General features: G+C 37.7%; 14 protein-coding genes. 7 read left to right on the top strand and 7 right to left on the bottom strand.

Going from position 1 to position 13,737, the window contains the following annotated elements; all coding sequences use genetic code 11:
* Positions 1 to 712: 712 nt before the first annotated feature.
* Positions 713 to 1,429 carry a 3-ketoacyl-ACP reductase gene (locus ACVWXS_RS07370; RefSeq protein ID WP_456957271.1) on the bottom strand — a complete coding sequence of 239 codons (717 nt, stop codon included), beginning with the start codon at positions 1,427 to 1,429 and terminating at the stop codon, positions 713 to 715.
* A gap of 256 nt (positions 1,430 to 1,685) precedes the next feature.
* Here ACVWXS_RS07370 and ACVWXS_RS07365 point away from each other — a divergent pair, with 256 nt between their 5' ends.
* A complete protein-coding gene (locus ACVWXS_RS07365) occupies positions 1,686 to 2,090 on the top strand; it encodes a winged helix-turn-helix transcriptional regulator (RefSeq protein ID WP_427521000.1) in 405 nt (134 codons plus the stop codon).
* Between the two features lie 332 nt (positions 2,091 to 2,422).
* On the opposite strand, the gene ACVWXS_RS07360 is transcribed toward ACVWXS_RS07365, so the two are convergent.
* Positions 2,423 to 4,132, bottom strand: a complete 1,710-nt coding sequence (locus ACVWXS_RS07360; RefSeq protein WP_456957268.1) for a methyl-accepting chemotaxis protein — start codon at positions 4,130 to 4,132, stop codon at positions 2,423 to 2,425.
* A gap of 880 nt (positions 4,133 to 5,012) precedes the next feature.
* Here ACVWXS_RS07360 and ACVWXS_RS07355 point away from each other — a divergent pair.
* Positions 5,013 to 5,249: a hypothetical protein gene (locus tag ACVWXS_RS07355; RefSeq protein WP_456957266.1), complete on the top strand. Its 237-nt coding sequence runs from the start codon at positions 5,013 to 5,015 to the stop codon at positions 5,247 to 5,249.
* Between the two features lie 75 nt (positions 5,250 to 5,324).
* Positions 5,325 to 5,513: a terminase small subunit gene (locus ACVWXS_RS07350; RefSeq protein ID WP_456957264.1), complete on the top strand. Its 189-nt coding sequence runs from the start codon at positions 5,325 to 5,327 to the stop codon at positions 5,511 to 5,513.
* Between the two features lie 564 nt (positions 5,514 to 6,077).
* Here the strand turns inward: ACVWXS_RS07350 and ACVWXS_RS07345 are convergent.
* The gene (locus ACVWXS_RS07345; RefSeq protein ID WP_456957262.1) at positions 6,078 to 7,784 is read right to left on the bottom strand and encodes a methyl-accepting chemotaxis protein; all 1,707 of its coding nucleotides are present in this window, start codon (positions 7,782 to 7,784) and stop codon (positions 6,078 to 6,080) included.
* Between the two features lie 334 nt (positions 7,785 to 8,118).
* Between ACVWXS_RS07345 and ACVWXS_RS07340 the strand changes: the two genes are divergently transcribed.
* A complete protein-coding gene (locus ACVWXS_RS07340) occupies positions 8,119 to 8,688 on the top strand; it encodes a TetR/AcrR family transcriptional regulator (protein WP_456957260.1) in 570 nt (189 codons plus the stop codon).
* Positions 8,689 to 8,858: 170 nt separating this feature from the next.
* Positions 8,859 to 9,443, top strand: a complete 585-nt coding sequence (locus ACVWXS_RS07335) for a CPBP family intramembrane glutamic endopeptidase (RefSeq protein ID WP_456957258.1) — start codon at positions 8,859 to 8,861, stop codon at positions 9,441 to 9,443.
* A gap of 55 nt (positions 9,444 to 9,498) precedes the next feature.
* Here ACVWXS_RS07335 and ACVWXS_RS07330 read toward each other — a convergent pair whose 3' ends face one another.
* Positions 9,499 to 10,437: a threonine ammonia-lyase gene (locus ACVWXS_RS07330; RefSeq protein WP_456957256.1), complete on the bottom strand. Its 939-nt coding sequence runs from the start codon at positions 10,435 to 10,437 to the stop codon at positions 9,499 to 9,501.
* A gap of 205 nt (positions 10,438 to 10,642) precedes the next feature.
* Here ACVWXS_RS07330 and ACVWXS_RS07325 point away from each other — a divergent pair, with 205 nt between their 5' ends.
* Complete coding sequence (locus tag ACVWXS_RS07325) at positions 10,643 to 11,074, top strand: DUF1934 domain-containing protein (RefSeq protein ID WP_456957254.1); 432 nt, start codon at positions 10,643 to 10,645, stop codon at positions 11,072 to 11,074.
* Positions 11,074 to 12,741, top strand: a complete 1,668-nt coding sequence (gene argS, locus ACVWXS_RS07320) for an arginine--tRNA ligase (RefSeq protein ID WP_456957252.1) — start codon at positions 11,074 to 11,076, stop codon at positions 12,739 to 12,741. The genes ACVWXS_RS07325 and argS overlap by 1 nt, the downstream gene beginning before the upstream one ends.
* A 132-nt stretch (positions 12,742 to 12,873) precedes the next feature.
* Here argS and ACVWXS_RS07315 read toward each other — a convergent pair whose 3' ends face one another.
* The 3 genes from ACVWXS_RS07315 to ACVWXS_RS07305 all read right to left on the bottom strand — a co-directional run bounded on the left by ACVWXS_RS07315 (position 12,874) and on the right by ACVWXS_RS07305 (position 13,680).
* Positions 12,874 to 13,188 carry a hypothetical protein gene (locus ACVWXS_RS07315; protein ID WP_456957250.1) on the bottom strand — a complete coding sequence of 105 codons (315 nt, stop codon included), beginning with the start codon at positions 13,186 to 13,188 and terminating at the stop codon, positions 12,874 to 12,876.
* A gap of 38 nt (positions 13,189 to 13,226) precedes the next feature.
* The gene (locus ACVWXS_RS07310) at positions 13,227 to 13,373 is read right to left on the bottom strand and encodes a hypothetical protein (protein WP_456957248.1); all 147 of its coding nucleotides are present in this window, start codon (positions 13,371 to 13,373) and stop codon (positions 13,227 to 13,229) included.
* A 118-nt stretch (positions 13,374 to 13,491) separates the two neighbouring features.
* Entirely contained in the window at positions 13,492 to 13,680 is a 189-nt protein-coding gene (locus tag ACVWXS_RS07305) for a hypothetical protein (protein WP_456957246.1), read from the bottom strand.
* Positions 13,681 to 13,737: the final 57 nt, after the last annotated feature.

Raw genomic sequence — 13,737 nt, 5'->3', positions numbered from 1 at the left:
ATTTTAAGTGCGAGACTGAAAAATGTACATCATAAAATAGAGTAACATTAATGATGAGTTAGAACTAATTCGCTTTAAGTGGAGTGCTGGAAGAAGTGGCTTGTAAAGTACTTCGGTTTATAAAAAGAAGAATCATTATATGAGTAGTAACCAGAATGGATGCCAACACTAAAAACAAGAATGATAAAAATTTCCTCACCCATTCCTGTACACACGCTCGCCGTATTTTATTAGCCCCACAATAGCCCCAACTAGCCCCAAATTTAAGTTGTTTTATGCCTTATTTTGCGTAATTTAAGATTACATGAAATTCATTTGCGTATTGATATATCAACGCTTATAGGCTTTTATTACGTATAGTGCGCACCCAATCAACTTTAGGCTGGGTAAAATAAAGAGGGCTTTATAAGTGTTTATATGAAGCGGTTAGAGTGGGGTTTAGCTATGAGCTAGCCCCACTTTTTCGCTTTTTTCTTAGAGAAGGTAGGGCAGTCCCGTGTAATTTATTGTGTAATAGGACTTGAATCGTAGATGGTTTTAATTTGCTCTTAAAGGCATTGATAAAGATCTTTTAATAAAAGGTCTTATCAAGCTTTTACAAGTAATGTCGTTCATGTGATAGACGGGTTGGCAATTAGAGCTTGTTATTCTAAAAAAAGAAGACGCCATCCAAAATACATCGGATAGCGCCTTGATATTTCGAATAGTTCTATTAAGGGTTCGTCGACCAAAGTCCAGCATGTTTTAATACAACACGTGGGTGAAGTTTTAGCTGTGCAACCATTAAATCTGCTAAATCTTCTGCTTGCATCACTTTTTCAGGATTGCCGTCTGTTAAGTTTAGCTCAACCGCCATATCTGTAGCAACTGTACTTGGCGTTAATGTTGTAACGCGAATATTTTTCTTACGCACTTCAAGCATTAATGACTCACTTAGTCCGATAACTGCAGCTTTTGAAGCTGAGTATGCACTTGTAACGGGTGCACCTTTTTGACCAGCTGTAGATGAGATATTAATAATGTCGCCTGTGTTGCGCTCGATCATCTCCGGTAATACGGCACGTGTTGTGTAGTACACACCTTTTACGTTGACATCGATAATATTTGTCCATTCTTCAGGTGTTAAGTCCATGAAGTTACCGAATTTTGAAATGCCGGCATTGTTTACTAAAATATCGATGGCACCAAGCTCACTGCGAATTGATTCAACAGCTGTAGTAATAGAGTCTAAATCTGCTACATTTGCCACAGCAATTGCTACCTTCACATCATACTGTTTAAGTTCCTCTGCTACTTGTTGTAAATTTTCAAGAGTACGCCCAATAAGACCGACGTGAATACCTTCTTGCGCAAAAGCTACTGCTGTTGCACGTCCTATTCCACGTCCTGCTCCTGTAATTAGCGCCACTTTTCCTGCGATTGTTTGCATGTTTTTTGCTCCTTTAGATGGGATAGTTTTATTTTAGACGAAATAAAGCGTTTTAAACTAAAACATTTAAATAATAAAGTAAGGTGAGTTTGATAGAATTGTTCTGGTAATCATAAATGTTTGACGCCTAAAATAGAAAAGATTTGTCTTTAAGACTAACCTCATTCTACTATGGTTTTCTATATTGTGAAGCGTGCACTTTTTTGTGCGGAGGTTACCAAAAGGTTACTTATTTATATGAAAGGGAGTTAGTTCTATGTCGGATAAATTAAGAGACGAGATAAAAGAGAGAATATTAAATAATGATTATCATTGTGAAAAAGAACTTACCTTATCGATTATTAGTGGGAAATGGAAGGTTGTTATTTTGTGGCATTTAGGTGTAGAAGGACCACATCGCTTCAGTGAACTTCAAAGACTTTTTCCGAAAATATCTCATAAGATATTAACAAACCAATTACGTGAACTGATGGATGATGGGATAGTTCATAGAGAAGTGTTTCCAGAAGTTCCTCCGAAAGTCGAATATTCAATGACTGAACTAGGGATGACATTATTACCAATCGTTGAGATGATGTATGAGTGGGGGAAAAATAGAATCGATCAAATTAAACAAGAAAGCAATAAGAAAAATAACGAGGCCGTTTTGAGAAATAATTAAAAAAAGCTAGAAACACTAACTCTACGACGAATGTGAAGCGCCAGTCGGAAATACAGCTTCAAAGTTATTAAGAGAAATGATTTTGGTCTGGGAAAAATAAGAATGGCTTTGTAAATGTTGATATGAAGGATTTAAGTGGGGGGGGATGAGCTAGTCCCACTTTCCTTATTTCATTATAAATAAAAGTACCCTGTAAGAGAAACTTTTTTAAGTGTCTATCTTACAGGGTACATTTTAGTTTTAGTCTCATCTATGACCTATGTTGTTTTTTCTCAGAAAATGTGTAAAGTCATATTTAAATGTTAAAATTGGTGCTGCCCGTGATCATCATATTATACGCGGAAATGAGCTGCCAAATCCCTTAACTCCTCTGCCAAGTTTGCAAGTGCATATGCAGATGATGAAATTTCCTCCATCGATGCCATTTGTTCTTCAGTCGTAGCAGAAATACTCTCTGTGCCGGCTGTAGTAGATTTAGTTACGGAATGAATTGAATTCATACTACCAACAATTTCTTCAGTTCCTGCTGCCATTTGCTCGACCGCTGCAGATACTTCTTCTACTTGCAGCGTAACACTTTGAATGGCACCTTGAATTGAAGCAAAAGTTGTACGTGTATTTTCTGTTGTTTTAATCCCTTCATTAACTCCCGCTGTTACTAACTTCATTGATTCAACAGCTTTTTGAGTATCTTTCTGTGTCTCAGAAATCAACACTTCAATTTGGTTTGAGGAAACAGCAGACTGTTCTGCTAATTTCTTAACCTCATCTGCAACAACGGCAAAGCCTTTCCCATGCTCGCCAGCCCGTGCGGCTTCAATTGCAGCGTTTAGAGCGAGAAGATTTGTTTGTTCAGCAATCGCTGTAATCGAATCAATAATTTGACCAATTTCATTAGAACGTTTTCCTAACAAGTCGACAACTTCCGATAAGCCTTTTACTCGATCTGTGATGTCTATCATTTGTTGATTCATTTGATTCGCGGCATCTATACCATTTGTCACCAAGGATAAAGAATCCCCTGAAAGTCCGCTTACAGCTTGAGCATTTCCAGCCACTTGTTGCACACCTGTAGAAAGCTCATTGACGGTATTGAATGTGTTAGAAACATTATTTAGTTGCTCTACTGATCCATGAGCGATCGTTTCCATCGTATTCGCAACCATCTCTGTTGCTTTTGTAGTTTCTGCTGCGTTAGCATTTAACTCTTCAGATGCTGCGGCTACATGATTAGCAGTTTCGGCCACTTTTGTTACTGTGTTACGAATATTATTAATCATCGAATTAAATGATTGGGTTAATTGACCGATTTCATCTTTGGATGAATAGGTACCTTGCACAGTCAAATCACCATCGCCGGCCTGTAAGATATTAGCCTGCAGCTCTTTAACTGGATTTACAATTAAACGGCTAATCCATGTTGCTAATGTAATAAAGAAAATAATGGCGATAATAGAAAGAGAAATCGAAATAAGCAAAGTAGTGAATTTATTTTGCTCATTTATATTATTCAGCTCATTGGCATGTTCAGAGCAAAGAGTCATAAGGTCGCGTGCATCATTTGCCATATTCTCACGGAAATCAGCTAAAGTTGTGATGTACATAGAATAAGCTTCTGTGTTTTGGTTCTGACTAGCCAAATCAATAACATCTGTCATGGCGTTAAAATAACCATCGATATTAGGTTTAAGAGATTCTAACAGTTTTCGTTCTTCTTCATTTCCATTGTAAGTGGCTTCGAATTTCACGATGGAGTCTTTAATACTTTCACTTCTCTTTGAGATGTTTGTCTGTAGATCGGCAATACGGGTTACTTCTGTAGTAATAATCATTAGTTCTAAAATGAAAGAATCCATCGCACGAATATCAGTTCGAAGTTGACCGATATATTGAATTGGTAAAAGTGACTCATTATACATATCATTAGATTTTTTTGCCATATCGTTGATGTAATAAAAACTACAACTTGAAATAATTAGCAAAAAAATAACAGCAGATGTAATGAGTGTTAGAATCTTCCTTTTAATTGACAATTTTTTCAAAATACTTCCTCCGTTGGCTCAACTATCTTTAAAAGTAATATAATAATAGTGGTAATTACTAATTACTTTGGATATATTGAGTAATTATTTTGTAATATTATACTCCATCTTAGTGTTTAATCTGAGAAGAAAGAAATATGAAACAATTATTAATTTTCACATCCAAAAGTTCTATGCTCAAAGTTTGCAAGTCGTCATATCGAAATGATTATGTATTGTTTGCATGTACCGGTGCAACTACATACGTAAAGTAAGCGGACGTACCTACAAATCAGTCGTTAAAAGCTGCTTTATGAAAACCTTTATAAACTGGTTAGTCTTATCTTGTGAAATTTGCGGACTTTGAATAATAAGTCATCGCCAACTTTGGCGCTACTCTATACCAAACACCAAATTCTAATTCTTGCCTAGTAATCAATCTGACTACTACCGTCATCAGGGGAGTTGAGGTAACACCATATAGAGTGGATACCAGATTTGGATCTAGTTGATTTTCAGCCTTTAATATTTAATACTGGCGTTTGAATACCGCTTCTCTGGATCATTTCTATAGGACGTGACAACTGATAGCCCCCATAAACACAAAAAACATCCGCTCTAAGAGAGTAGATGCTTTTTGTGTTAATTCTCTTCCGGTATATATTTATTAAGTCAGAAAGCTTACAATCGAAATCAGGAATAAATTCCATTAGATGAATATTAAAGTACAAATACAAAATTGATTCTTTAGAATTTGAGTTATTTCAACAAAAATTAGAATTAGTTATTGTTTCCCCCTTTAACTTCTAGGGCAACGGTACTTGCTTTTAAGAGTGAAAGGTAATGATTAAGTTATCCGAAAATGTTAAAATTAAACTGTTATCCAAAGGGGGTGTAACGAATGGAGTTTTTTATTGTAATTATTTTTTTGATCATAATAGTAGGGATTTTAACTATCATGAAAAAGACAAGAAGTAATAATTATAGTTCTTCAAGCCGTTCTATCCATTCGGGTACTAATACAACTGATTTTATTTCAACAGGTTCAGTATTTTCGTTTCAAGACACAGATAGAAATGATTGTACGGATACCACTTCGAATTACAGTGATTCGTCTGAAGGTTCTTCGTGCGATTAAGTTTTTTAAGTCGTTTCCGAATTGGAGATGGCTTTTTTTATTTTACAAAGCAACTAGCATAATGGGGTGATGCCATTGGAAAAAGTAAAGAAATTAACAACGAAACAACAAGCGTTTGCGGACTACTATATTGAGTTAGGAAACGCTACTGAAGCTTATATCAAAGCAGGCTATAACGAAAAGGGATCTCGAGTTAACTCTGCGAGATCGATAGCAAATGATAGCGCAAAGTCTTATATAGATAAACGTATGGAAGGACTCTAAAAAAGGTTGAAGCAATTAGCCCCAACCTGATATAACTCACTCATTCCTGTACACACGCTCGCCATTTTATTAGTCCCATTCAGCCCCACATTAGCCCCAAATTAAAATTGTTTTATGCCTTATCTTGCGTAGTTCAAAATTTCATGAAATACATTTGAGTATTGATATATCAATACTTATAGGTTTTTGTTAGATATAGTATGCACCCAATCCACTTTGGGCTGGGTAAAATAATTTATTTTATAGTGTGGGTCTGACAGTGGGATTACGTAATAAACGAGACCGCTTTCAGCCCCATTTTCATTTAGATTCCCTGAAGAATGTGAGGCTTTTAGAGATACCATTATTCATTAGAGTCGCAGATGTGTATGCAGTAATCCATGAATTGTGGTAGCTTTTAATCTCTAAGCTAAAGGAACGGCGGGAACTATAAAAGAGAAGAAGCGGTTTAGATCAAAAAATGATCTAGCCGCTTCTTTTTTATATGAATGAAGTTGATATTCCTTAGAAAATGTACAAAGTCATAATTAAATGTTAAAAGTAGTGCTGACCGCGATCATCATATTAAACTCTGAATTGAGCTGCTAAGTTTCTTAACTCATCTGCCAAGTTTGCGAGCGCATAAGCAGATGATGAAATTTCCTCCATCGATGCTGTTTGTTCTTCAGTTGTAGCAGAAATACTCTCTGTACCGGCTGTAGTAGATTTAGTTATGGAGTGGATTGTATTCATACTACCAACAATTTCTTCAGTTCCTGCTGCCATTTGCTCAACTGCTGCAGATACTTCTTCCACCTGCATGGTAACATCTTGAATGGCCCCTTGAATGGCAGCGAAAGTTGTACGTGTATTTTCTGTTGTTTTAATCCCTTCATTCACTCCCACTGTTACTAACTTCATTGATTCAACAGCTTTTTGAGTATCCTTCTGTGTCTCTGAAATCAACACTTCAATTTGGTTTGAAGAAGCAGCAGACTGTTCTGCTAATTTTCTAACCTCATCTGCAACGACGGCAAAGCCTTTCCCATGCTCGCCAGCACGTGCGGCTTCAATTGCGGCGTTTAGAGCAAGAAGATTTGTTTGTTCAGCAATCGCTGTAATCGAATCAATAATTTGACCAATGTCATTAGAACGTTTTCCTAACAAGTTGACAACTTCGGATAAGTCATTTACTCGTTCAGTGATGTCTATCATTTGTTGATTCATTTGATTCGCGGCATCTATACCATTTATCACCAGGGATAAAGAATCACCTGAAAGTTCGGTTACAGCTTGAGCATTCCCAGCTACTTGTTGAACACCAGTTGAAAGCTCATTGACGGTATTGACGGTGCTAGAAACATTATTTAATTGCTCTACTGATCCATGAGCAATCGTTTCCATCGTAATGGCAACCATCTCTGTTGCTTTCGTAGTTTCTTCTGCATTAGCATTTAACTCTTCAGATGCCGAGGCTACATGATTAGCAGTTTCATTGACTTTTGTTACGGTAGTACGAATATTATTAATCATCGAATTAAATGATTGAGTTAATTGACCAATTTCATCTTTGGATGAATAGGTACCTTGCACAGTCAAATCACCATCGCCTGCTTTTAACATAGTAGCCTGCAACTCTTTCAACGGATTTACAATTAAACGTGCAATCCATGTTGCTAATGTAATAAAGAAAATAATAGCTAAAACAGAAAGAATGGCAGAAATAAGCATAGTAGTAGATTGATTTTGTTCGTTTATTTTATTCAGCTGGTCGGCATCATCAACACATAGAGCTATAAGTTTGTCTGTATCAGTTTCCACCTTCTTGATAAGATCGTCTGAAGCTTTAGTGTATGCAGAATAGGCTTCCTCGTTTTGGTTCTTGTTAGCCAAATTAATGATATTTGTCATGGTACTAAAATAACCATCGAGATTGGATTTAAGAGATTCTAATAGTTCTTTTTCATCTTCTTTTCCAGTGTAAGAGTCTTCGAATTTTATGAGTAAGTCTCTAATACTTTCACCACTTTTTGAGATGTTTGCCAGTAGTTCGGTATTACGATTAGCATCCTTAGTAATCATGAGCTCTAAAATGTAAGAATCTACATCACTAAAGTTAGATCTAAGTTGACTGATATATTCAATTGGCAAAAGTGACTCGTCATACATTTCACTAGATTTTTTTGCCATATCATTAATGTAATAAAAACCATTAAATGAAATAATCAGCAAAAAAACAACAGCGGACGTAATAAGTGTTAGAATTTTCTTTCTGATTGATAAGTTTTTCAAAAATATTTCCTCCATTGGCTCAATTATCTTCTAAAAAGTGGTTTATACTGATGACTTTGGATATATTGAGTAATTTTGATATTGTGATAATATACCATATCCATGTCTTTAATAAGAGAAGAGAGAATTATAAAATTTTTATGAAAAATAAAGGGGTGGAAGCTTGTTACAATGGAGTTTCTGACGAACGTTATAACTTATACCGCCTCTAAACAATAAAGCATCTGCTCAAATGAAAGAGAGTGATGTTTTTTGATGATCTTATTGACGTGGATAGGAAAATATTGTTACATTATAGGTAACGTATGTTACCTATTGGATGGAGGGAAATTTTTTGGCACCGAAAGAGCAGTTTACAGAGGGGATTTTATTGGATTGTGCTTTTGAAATGGCTAGAAAGAGTGGGATTGATAGTGTCAATGCACGAGATTTAGCAAAAGAATTAGGTTGTTCGACAAAACCTATATTTCGATTATTCTCGAGTATGGACGATTTAAAGTACGCAATATATGAAATGGCTAGCAATCTTTATAATGAAAGGATGTTTCAGGGGTTACAACAAAGCTCTTTTCTAGGGATGGGGTTAGCGTATATTAACTTTGCTCGAGAAGAAAAAAAGTTCTTTGAGCTATTATTTCTATCCAATAAATATAAGATTTCGAGTTTTTCAGAATTACTAAATGACGTTGAGAATCAAGGCATTATAGCACTAATTTCAAAAAACACAGGATTAACTCAAACCTCAGCAAAATCGCTATTTATAGATATATGGTTAACTACGCACGGTATTGCAACAATGTGTGCGACGAATACTTGTGATTTAGATAGCTCGGAAATTGAGGGCATTTTAAAAGAAGTTTTTGAAGGCGTTAAACAAAAATTACTGAATGGAGAAAATAAATGACAATAAAAAATTCCCCTATTCTTTTATCGATTCTATTCACCTTACTTGCACTTGTTTTTCCCATCATATCAGGTGCAATTATAACTGTTAAAAATATAAGCAGCTTAAGCACAATTTATTTGATTCATTTTGCGGCCTTTACATGTGGTATTCTAGTTACTCTATGGATCATGAAAAAAAGCAAATTCTCTTTACAGGATTTCGGATTTAGAAGATTTAAAGCCGAGGCGTGGATGGTTGTGATCGTTATTTCTGAGCTGATTGCTTTCTTTAATGGTTTTACACATAAGGATAGTTTTTCAGTGCAGTATGTATTTACTTTGCTTCTATTTGTTATTGCCGTTGGTATTTGTGAAGAGCTTATTTTCCGAGGTTTAATTTTTAAATATTTATCAGCTAAAGGTCTTAAAATAGCTATTCTAGGTTCCTCTATTTTGTTTGGTATTGGGCATCTTGCAAATTTAGCTTCTGGTGCTGATTTAGTAATGACATTACTACAAATAACTTATGCATTCCTCTTTGGACTAGTTTGTGCAGAAATTGTTGCGAAGACAAAAAGTATTATTTTCCCGATTATCTGGCACGCTACGCACGATTTTATATCTTTCATGACGGATGGTGAGCCAACTGTTCTTGCTGTTTCTATTTATATCATTCATTGCATGGTGTTAATTGGTCTCTCAATTTATTTCTGGCGCGCTTTATTTACTAAGAAGGATGCAATGAAATTAAAAAACACGGAGAGTTATGTTTAACAAAAAAAGAGGGCAAAAAAGCATCTACTCATGAATTTGAGCGGATGCTTTTTTTCTAGTTCTCTTCAGGTATTAATTCAACATTACCTCCTGAAATAAGAAAACATACTTTTTCATGTTTATGAATAGGTAAAGCTCCTTGAAGGGCAGCACCAATACCGATTGAAGAGGATGGTTCTGCGATGATTTTACCTTCGGAAAGTAAGGTCTTCATCCCACGATGGATCAATGCTTCTTCTACACTTACAACCTCATCGACAAGCTGTTGAACAATTGGAAAGTTTCGTTCTCCGGGCTGTAAAGTTAATAGGGCATCTGCCAAAGATTTTTGTTCCTCTAAAAGCAATCTTTCGCCAGCTTCTAAGCTTTTGGCATAACGCGAAACAACGGCAGGCTCCACGCCAATTAGTTTGATATGAGGGGCCATAGATTTTATAGCAGTTGCAATGCCACTCATTAATCCACCGCCACCAATAGGGACAACAATAGTATTGACATCAGGAAGCTGTGCAAATATTTCTAAACCTGCTGTTCCTTGTCCTGCCATGATATCGTAATCATCATAAGGATGTATAATGCAATAACCGTGATTACGACTGAGCTTTTCTGTTATTACATGTCTTTCTGCAAGCTTACATTGTACAACCTCCGCACCTAAAGCACGTATTCCTTCTACCTTAACTGTAGGAGCTGAATCCGGTAGGACAATTGTTGCCTTAATATTTAATAGCTTAGCAGCGTAGGCAACGCCTTTGCCATGATTACCCGAGGAAGCAGCAACTACGCCTTGTTGCAATTGTTCTAACGGCATGGATAGCATTTTATTAAGAGCTCCACGCAGTTTGAAAGAGTTAGTCTTTTGCATATTCTCGGCTTTTATGTAGACCTGACATCCTAAAAGTTCATCGAGCCCGTTTAATCGAATCATAGGTGTTTCATATACATAGGATGAAATTCTTCGTTTAGCAGTATGGATTTGTTCAAGTGTTAACATACAGCAACCCTCACTTTATTGAAATAATTGAAAATTCTGGCGTTATATTATAACTGTAGATTTACAGGCAATTTGTGTCAATAAATAAAATGACTGTGAATATTGCCGCGACACCATAGAATACTTACTTCAACCTTGAAAAAATATGAGTATTCATCCTATAATAAAAAGGTTATAGTAAAAACAATAAAAGGGAGCGTCCATAATGGCCAACGAAGCAAGATCGCAGGTGAACATTAAGCTCATTTCTACGATTCGTCCGATTGATGGAGAGTCCGAAAGTTATGAAATGTGGCTGACAGGGCAGCTACTTGAAAAAGCAGGAAGCATGTATTTGAAATATGAAGAGGTGCAGGAGGATAAAACCATCCGCACAACTATGAAGCTAGGCAATGAACAGGCACTAATTATGCGTGCCGGAGCAGTAAAAATGCGACTACCACTTAACATAATTGAACAACAAACGGGTCATTATGAAAGTGAGTTTGGTTCAATGCCACTCGTCATAGACACGAAAAAAATGACGTTTACAAAACAAGCAATAAGCGGAGATTTCCATGTACAGTATGATTTACTAATGGGTGGGCAATCCGTTGGCAACTATACATTAGACATTACATTTACGGAGGTACAATGATGAACGCAGTAGAACAAGTACAACAAGCCATTAAAGCGGCAATTGCGCAGGCTGTTGAAAAAGCTGGCTTAGTAGAGGCTGGCACAGAGTTAAATATTCACCTTGAAACACCAAAGGATAAGGCAAATGGAGACTATGCGACAAATATCGCTATGCAATTAACGAAATTAGCTAAAAAACCACCTCGTGCGATTGCTGAAGCTATTTTAGAAAATCTTGACACAGCAGGTACAGTTATTGAGAAAATCGATATTGCTGGTCCTGGCTTTATGAATATTACTGTACGTAAAGATTTCCTAACAGATGTAGTAAAAGCAGTGCTTGAGCAAGGCGCTGACTATGGTCGTTCTAATGCTGGTGCAGGAGAAAAAGTTCAAGTTGAATTCGTATCTGCAAATCCAACTGGTGATCTACATTTAGGTCATGCGCGTGGAGCTTCAGTAGGGGATTCATTATGTAATGTGTTAGATATGGCAGGCTACAAAGTATCTCGTGAGTACTATATAAACGATGCGGGTAACCAAATTAATAACTTAGCTTATTCACTAGAAGCACGTTACAAGCAAGCTTTAGGATTAGACGCTCAGATGCCAGAGGATGGCTATCATGGTCCAGATATTATTGAAATTGCTGGTAAACTAGCGAGTGAGCATGGTGATACAATTTTAGCAAAATCTGATGAAGAACGTTTTGCATTCTTCCGTCAGCATGGTTTAGCGTTAGAATTAGACAAGTTAAAAACAGACCTTGCAAACTTCCGCGTAAACTTTGATGTGTGGTATTCTGAAACTTCACTATATGAAAACGGCAAAATTGAAGTAGCATTAGATAAACTGAAAGCAAATGGTCATGTATTTGAAGAAGACGGTGCTACTTGGTTCCGTTCGACAACATTTGGTGACGATAAAAACCGCGTGTTAATTAAAAATGATGGGTCTTTCACGTATTTAACTCCGGATATCGCATACCATGAGGATAAAATTGTACGTGGCTTCGATAAATTAATTAATATTTGGGGAGCTGACCACCACGGCTATATTCCACGTATGAAAGCTGCTATTCAGGCACTTGGTTATGATCGTGAGACGCTTGAAGTAGAGATCATCCAAATGGTTCAGCTTTATAAAAACGGTGAGAAATTCAAGATGTCTAAACGTACAGGGAACGCTGTTACAATGCGTGAGCTTGTAGAAGAGGTAGGCCTAGACGCAGTACGTTATTTCTTCGTGAAAACTGCAGGCGATTCTCATATGGACTTTGACTTAGACCTTGCAGTATCTCAATCAAATGAAAACCCAGTGTATTATGCACAATATGCACATGCACGTATTTCATCTATTTTACGTTCAGCAAATGAGCAAGGCTTTGCTGCTTCAAGTGACAATTTAAGCTTGTTAGTTGCTGAAAAAGAGATCGATTTACTGAAAAAAGTGGGCGATTTCCCGAAAATGGTAGCCGATGCTGCGAATCACCGTACACCGCACCGTATCGCCAACTATATTCAAGAAACGGCAGCTGCATTCCACAGCTTCTATAACGCTGAAAAAGTGTTAGATGCTTCAAATAAAGAGCTAACAGAGGCGCGTTTAGCCCTTATTACGGCTGTTCGTACAACAATTGCCAACGCACTACGTTTAATCGGCGTATCTGCACCAGAAAAAATGTAATAAAAGTCTTTCTAGCCCCCGGCACGACATTGTGCCGGGGGTTTTTTGTATCTTAGGTAGCAAGAGCGGTTGAAGCGACGGAAAGAATCATTAAAGAGACGGATAGAACCGCCGAAGTCATGGATAGAACGGTCAAAGTGAGGATGGCCCCGCCAAAGTGAGGATAGAGCAGCCAAAGTCGTGGATAGGACGGTCAAAGTGATGGATAGAGCCGCCAAAGTCGTGGATAGAACGGTCAGAGTCGTGGATAGAGCCGCCAAAGTCGTGGATAGAACGGTCAAAGTCGTGGATAGAGTAGCCAAAGTCGTGGATAGAACAGGCAAAATGATGGATAGAACCGCCAAAGTGAAGGAAAGAACCACCAGAGCGACGGAACAAGCTGCCGAAGCGATGGAACAAATCATCAAAGCGACGGGACGAATCCGAAGCGATGGATAGAATCGCCAAAGTGAAGGAAAGAATCACCAGAGCGACGGAACAAATCATCAAAGCGACGGAACGAATCCTAAGCGACGGATAGAATCGCCAAAGTGAAGGAAAGAATCACCAGAGCGACGGAACAAGCCGCCGAAGCGACGGAACAAATCATCAAAGCGACGGAACGGGTCCGAAGCGACGGAAAGAATCAGCAAAGCGACCGAACGTATCCGAAGTGAAGGAAAGAATCGTCAGAGCGACGGATAGAACCGGCGAAGTGACGGAAAGAATCGTCGGAGCGACGGAAAGAATCCGAAGTGACGGAAAGAATCGTCAGAGCGACGGAAAGAACCGGCGAAGTGACGGTAAGAATCGTCGAAGCGACGGAACGCCCCGCCAGAGCGACGGAAAGAATCTGAAGTGACGGAAAGAATCGTCAGAGCGACGGAAAGAGCCGGCGAAGTGACGGAAAGAATCGCCAGGGCGACGGAAAGAATCCGAAGTGACGGATAGAACCGTCAAAGCAACGGAAAGAATCGTCGAAGCGACGGAAAGAATCCGAAGTGACGGAAAGAATCG

The sequence above is a fragment of the Lysinibacillus sp. TE18511 genome, assembly GCF_054062295.1.
This window is presented reverse-complemented; position numbering and strand designations above follow the sequence as displayed.

Coding starts and splice junctions, on each gene's coding strand:
- ACVWXS_RS07370 (WP_456957271.1), bottom strand. CDS start 1,429: ATGCAAACAATCGCAGGAAAAGTGGCGCTAATTACAGGAGCAGGACGT.
- ACVWXS_RS07365 (WP_427521000.1), top strand. CDS start 1,686: ATGTCGGATAAATTAAGAGACGAGATAAAAGAGAGAATATTAAATAAT.
- ACVWXS_RS07355 (WP_456957266.1), top strand. CDS start 5,013: ATGGAGTTTTTTATTGTAATTATTTTTTTGATCATAATAGTAGGGATT.
- ACVWXS_RS07335 (WP_456957258.1), top strand. CDS start 8,859: ATGAAAAAAAGCAAATTCTCTTTACAGGATTTCGGATTTAGAAGATTT.
- ACVWXS_RS07330 (WP_456957256.1), bottom strand. CDS start 10,437: ATGTTAACACTTGAACAAATCCATACTGCTAAACGAAGAATTTCATCC.
- ACVWXS_RS07325 (WP_456957254.1), top strand. CDS start 10,643: ATGGCCAACGAAGCAAGATCGCAGGTGAACATTAAGCTCATTTCTACG.
- argS (WP_456957252.1), top strand. CDS start 11,074: ATGAACGCAGTAGAACAAGTACAACAAGCCATTAAAGCGGCAATTGCG.